This is a genomic window from Streptomyces sp. E11-3 (genome assembly GCF_046540415.1).
Classification (GTDB): Bacteria; Actinomycetota; Actinomycetes; order Streptomycetales; family Streptomycetaceae; genus Streptomyces.
Genome location: NZ_JAZGRL010000004.1, coordinates 51218 through 56555, shown reverse-complemented (window position 1 = coordinate 56555; position 5338 = coordinate 51218). Strand labels below are relative to the sequence as shown.

Here is a 5338-nt window from a genome sequence, read left to right as displayed (position 1 = left end):
GCGGGCGTGACGCGGCTGCGGCGGGGCGGGCTGGTTTTCAGCCCGTCCGGCGCTTGAGGGCAGTCTTTGAGCCCGGCCGGCGAGGCCTGCGGCGGAAGCCGCTAATGTCACAGCCGGGAAGCGGCGGGGTGGGGGGACGAAATCCCTGACCCGCACCAGTCCACAGGCGGAACCGTACCTCCCGCACATGGCCGTAAAATCGGCGTACTGTGTCTGACTCTCTCAACGAACCCCGCCCCAAGGGCGCTCCCCGCTTCCCCGGCGGCCCCGCGCCCGACCCCGCCGGGTCGCACCACGAGCGGCGCATCCGTAGTTTCCAGCCGCGCCGGAGCCGGGTCACCGCCGGCCAGGGCGAGGCCCTGGAACGGCTGTGGCCCAAGTGGGGCCTGGACATCGACGGGCAGCGCACCCTCGACCTCGGCGAACTCTTCGACAAACGGCCCGTCGTCCTGGAGATCGGCTTCGGCATGGGCGAGGCCACCGCGCAGATGGCGGCCGACGACCCGGAGACCGGGATCCTCGCCGTCGACGTACACACTCCGGGCCAGGGCAACCTCCTCGGTCTCGCGGACCGGAACGGTCTGTCCAACATCCGCGTGGCCAACGGCGACGCGATCATCCTGCTCCGCGAGATGCTGACCCCCGAGTCCCTGGACGGGCTGCGCGTCTACTTCCCCGACCCGTGGCCCAAGAAGCGGCACCACAAGCGCCGCATCATCCAGCCGGACTTCCTCACGCTCGCCGCGACCCAGCTGAAGCCCGGCGCACTGCTCCACTGCGCGACCGACTGGGAGCCGTACGCCGAGCAGATGCTCGAGGTGCTGACCGCGCACCCCGGCTTCGAGAACACCCAGGAGGACGGCGGCTACGCGCCCCGCCCGGAGTTCCGGCCGCTCACCCGTTTCGAGGGCCAGGGCCTGGACAAGGGGCATGTCGTCCACGACCTGCTCTTCACCCGCGCCGCCGAACCCACACCGCCGAAGGCCGAAGCGGAAAGCAGGTAGCTGAAGCCGAAGCGGAAAGCCGTGGCTGACGGCTGAGGCAGAAAGCCGTGGCTGAAGGCTGAGGCACCGTCGCGGGCCACCGCCGTCCCTCGTTAGGGTCAACGCCGTGGCCGTCAGCGATCCGTACCCGCCGTCCGATGCCCCTCGCGCCGAGGGGCCGGGACCGCGCACTGCCCCCTGGTGGCGGCGGAGGGCCGTCCAGGCAGCCGCGCTGCTCGCCGTGTCCGGGCTCGTGATCCTCGCCTTGGTCAGGGAGCAGACCGGCACCGAGGGCTTCCTGGTCGGTCTCGGGCTCGCGGTGCTGCCCGTACCGCTGCTGACAGCCGCCTTCCTCTGGCTGGACCGGGTGGCGCCGGCACCCTGGCGGAACATGGTGTTCTGCTTCGCCTGGGGCGCCTGCGCCGCGACCCTCATAGCGATCGTCGCGAACTCCTTCGCGACGGACTGGATAGCCACCAGGACCGCCGACCCGATCAACGCCGACGCACTCGGCGCGACCGTCATCGCGCCGATCGTCGAGGAAGCGGGGAAGGCGGCCGCGATCCTGCTGGTCTTCCTGTTCCGCAGACGGGACTTCACCGGCATCGTCGACGGCGTGGTGGTCGCCGGGGTCACCGCCACCGGCTTCGCGTTCACCGAGAACATCCTCTACCTCGGCAACGCCTACGGCGTGGACACCGACGGCGGCTTCGGCGACGACACCGGCTTCCAGTCGATGACCGCCGCGACCTTCTTCGTACGGGTCGTGATGTCGCCGTTCGCGCATCCGCTGTTCACCGTGCTCACCGGTATCGGCTTCGGTATCGCCGCGCTCTCGGCGGACCGCCGGCGGCTGCGCCGGGTCCTGCTACCCCTCGGCGGACTGCTCCTGGCGATGGGCATGCACGCCCTGTGGAACGGTTCCGCGGTCTTCGGCGGCCTCGGCTTCTTCGCCGTCTACACGGCGTTCATGGTGCCCTGCTTCGGGCTGATCACCTGGCTGGCGATCTGGACCAGACAGCGCGAGCTGCGCACCCTGCGCGAGGAACTGCCCGCCTATGTGGCGGCCGGCTGGCTCGCCCCGCTGGAACCCCGGGTGCTCGCCTCCCTGCGGGCCAGGCGCCTGGCCCGCGCGCACGCCGCCCGCACCGAGGGCCGGGAGGCGGCCCGCGCGGTCGCCGAGTACCAGCTGTACGCGACCTCACTGGCGCTGCTCCGGCACCGGGGCCGCCGTGGCCGAGCGGGTGCCGACTTCGTCGTACGAGAGCGGGAACTGCTGGACGATCTGTGGCGGCGCCGCGGCCCGGCACGCCCCGCACTCGCCCACGCGGCCTGGGAAACGGCCCCGGTTGCCCCGGTGGCCCCGGCTCCGTACTCCGCGTACGCCCCGTACCCCGCGCACAACCCGTACCTACGCTGAACGGCCCAATGTTCCACGTGAAACGGGACGGGGCCGTGCGCAGGCATACGTCGGACCGCACGGGCATGCGTCGGACCGACAGCCCTGGCGTCGGGGGGTAAGCCGCCAGGACTGCCGGAGTCCAGGAGAGTTCAGCCCAAAGGGGCGCGGTGGCCCTCAGAGGTGGGGGACTCGGCGACGCGAGTCCGTCAGATGCTGACGCCCTTGCCGCGCAGCCAGGCCATCGGGTCGACGAAGCTGCCGCCGGACGACTTGACCTCAAGGTGCAGATGCGCGCCCGAGGAGTTGCCGGTGGAGCCCACCCGGCCGATGACATCGCCCGTGGAGACCTTCTGGCCCACGCTGACGCCGATCGACGACTGGTGGCTGTACGAGATCTCCGTGCCGTCCGCGATCTCGATGACCGTGCGGTAGCCGTACGCGCCGGACCAGCCGGCCTCCTTGACGGTACCGGTGTGGACCGACTTGATCGGCGTGCCCGCCGGCGCGGCGAAGTCCAGACCCGTGTGGTACCCGGAGGACCACATGGAGCCGGACTGCCCGTAGGTGGAGGTGATCGTGTACGAGGAGAGCGGGACCGTGAAGCTCTTGGCGAGCTTGGCGAGCCGCTCGGCCTCGGCCTTGCGCTTGGCTTCCTCCTCGGCCTTGCGCTTGGCCTCCGCCTCAGCCTTGCGCTCGGCCTCTGCCTTGCGCTTCGCCTCGGCCTCGGCGTCGCTCAGCGACTTGGCGGCGTCCTCGGCGGCCTTCTTGGCGGCGGCGTCGGCCGACGCGAGCTGCTCGGCCGTAGCGGCCTCGTCCTGCTTGCTCTCGGCCTGCTGCATGATGCGGGCGCGCAGTGCCTCGCCCGCGTTCACCGAGCCCTGCTCGGCGTTCGCCTCGGCGCCGGCGGGAGCCGCGGTGGCCTGGGTGACCGTCGACATGGCGCCGAGGTCGGACCCGGACTCGGCCGCGTCGTCGTCGGACAGCAGCGAGCCGACGTTCGGGAGCTGGTCCGTCACGCTCGACATGTCGGGCATGGATATCGGGGCCGCCGACTTGTCCTGCGCGGTGGCTATGCCGCCCGCGCCGACCGCGGCGATGACGCCGACACCGAGCACCGTGGAGCTGCGGGCGAATCCGCCGCGCTGCTTGGCCACGCGGTGCTTGCCGCGTACGGGGCGGATGGACTCCTCAGTGGGGTTCCACTCCCCCGTGGGCTCCTCGAGAGTGAGATAGCCGGTCTCGTAGCCGTCGTCCGGCAGATACGAGGCTTCGGGGGCAGGCCTGTTGGACGCCACTGGGGCGCACTCCTTTCCTTCCTTCTCGCCTACCGGGTTAGCTGACGGGTTCGGAACAGGAAGGTTTCCTACGAGCACTCCAGCGCCTCAGTCAAGGCGTGTTGTGCCCGATTCACCCCAAGTAGGTGGTTCCCCGGCTCCCTTGCGGGATTAGGCGTGTGCGCACGGAGCCGACTCTTGTGACGGCTGGGACGACCGCGCTGCGTTATCGAACGTTAATAGACCCCGGGCCCGGATTCCAAGCCGTTCCCACTGATCGTTCGCGGCCTTGGCCTGGACTTAACGGGTCACGAGGGGTCCAAATCGGGCGAGTTACCCCCGCTAAGGCGGCACCAAATTTCTTGACGGTGCATCAGTCGTTATGCGGAGGGGTCCCCTTCGGTCACCTTCGGTGATATCGCCGGTGCCGTCGCCGGTCGGCTGACCGCGAGCAGCGCCATGTCGTCGGTCGTGACACCCCCGGTGTGGGTGTGCACTTCCTCGGCCACGGTGGCGAGCAGCTCGTCGGGCCCGGGGAAGATCCGCCCGCGCAGCCGGGCCGCCGGATCGTAGAAGACGTTGCCCTTGTCCCGCGCCTCGGAGAGCCCGTCGGTATAGAGGAGCAGCATGGCCCCGACGGGGAACTCGGCCTCCGTCGCCCGGTCCGGCCAGCCCCCCAGGTCACCCATCCCGAGCGGCAGCGCGGGCTCGTCGGGGCTCAGCACCCGCAGCGCTCCGTCGGCGCACAGCAGCAGCGGCTCCGGGTGCCCGCGGTTGACCAGGCGTACGATCCCGTCGCCGTGCGGGATCTCCGCGAGTACGGCGGTGGTGAATCCCTCGAACGCGTCGAGCCCCTCGCGCCGGGTCCCCTCCCGCGTCAGAGCACGCTCCAGGCGCTGCGCCACCGCCGCCAGGGTCGCCTCGCCCTCGGCCGCCTCCCGGAAGGCCCCGATCACCACCGCGACCGCCTCCACCGCGCCGAGCCCCTTGCCGCGTACGTCGCCGACGATGAGCCGTACGCCGTGCGGGGTGTCCTGGACCGCGTAGAGGTCGCCCCCGATGAACGCGTCGGCCTGTGCCGCCTCGTACCGGGCCGCGATGGCGAGCCCGCGGATGCTGGGCGGGGGTTCGGGCAGGACGGCCCGCTGGGCGGCCTCGGCGATATGGCGGACCGAGGCGAGCTGCTCGCCTCTGCTGCGTACGACGAGGTTGATCAAGATCGCCAGGGCGGCCACGGTGGTGACCGTGACCAGCTCGGTGAGCTCCTGGGGGTAGCCCATCGTGTCGTAGTACATCTGCGGGCCGATGACCGACGCCGACGCGGCGACCCCGATCAGGACGGTGCCGCCGAGCGAGAAGAACGGCGCGGCGATCAGTGGGGCGGCCGAGAAGAACGGCGCGGCGGTGAACCTGGGCGGGGTCAGCAGGGCGACGGTCAGGCCGACGGCGATGAGCAGCACCGGGAGCGCGCGGACGAAGGTGATGCCCCGGTCCCGGCGACGCCCGCCCGGCACCCCCTGTACCCCTGCTTGCTGGCCCACCGGCTTGTCTCCTGCCACGTCCGCCCCGCACCGGCTGCGGACCGCTGCCGCTCTCTACCCAGCGTTCCCGCACTGGGAACGGCGGGCGACCGGATGTGGGCCAAACGGGTGGGGGGAGTGAAAGCGGGTGTGGGGAGC

4 protein-coding genes and 1 riboswitch are annotated in these 5338 nt (G+C 71.2%); of the genes, 2 read left to right on the top strand and 2 right to left on the bottom strand.

Features of this window, described 5'->3' with window-relative positions:
• Nucleotides 1–209: 209 nt before the first annotated feature.
• Together trmB and U9R90_RS33875 are read left to right on the top strand one after the other, a co-directional pair.
• Nucleotides 210–1004 (top strand): tRNA (guanosine(46)-N7)-methyltransferase TrmB, encoded by a 795-nt coding sequence (gene trmB, locus U9R90_RS33880; RefSeq protein WP_411061109.1) that lies wholly within the window; start codon nucleotides 210–212, stop codon nucleotides 1002–1004.
• A 106-nt stretch (nucleotides 1005–1110) separates the two neighbouring features.
• Nucleotides 1111–2403 (top strand): PrsW family intramembrane metalloprotease, encoded by a 1293-nt coding sequence (locus U9R90_RS33875; protein WP_411061108.1) that lies wholly within the window; start codon nucleotides 1111–1113, stop codon nucleotides 2401–2403.
• A gap of 188 nt (nucleotides 2404–2591) precedes the next feature.
• On the opposite strand, the gene U9R90_RS33870 is transcribed toward U9R90_RS33875, so the two are convergent.
• Both U9R90_RS33870 and U9R90_RS33865 read right to left on the bottom strand, forming a co-directional pair.
• Nucleotides 2592–3680, bottom strand: a complete 1089-nt coding sequence (locus U9R90_RS33870) for a M23 family metallopeptidase (RefSeq protein WP_411061106.1) — start codon at nucleotides 3678–3680, stop codon at nucleotides 2592–2594.
• Nucleotides 3681–3691: 11 nt separating this feature from the next.
• Nucleotides 3692–3847, bottom strand: a riboswitch (cyclic di-AMP (ydaO/yuaA leader).
• Between the two features lie 192 nt (nucleotides 3848–4039).
• Entirely contained in the window at nucleotides 4040–5200 is a 1161-nt protein-coding gene (locus U9R90_RS33865; RefSeq protein WP_411061104.1) for a PP2C family protein-serine/threonine phosphatase, read from the bottom strand.
• Between the last annotated feature and the right edge of the window lie 138 nt (nucleotides 5201–5338).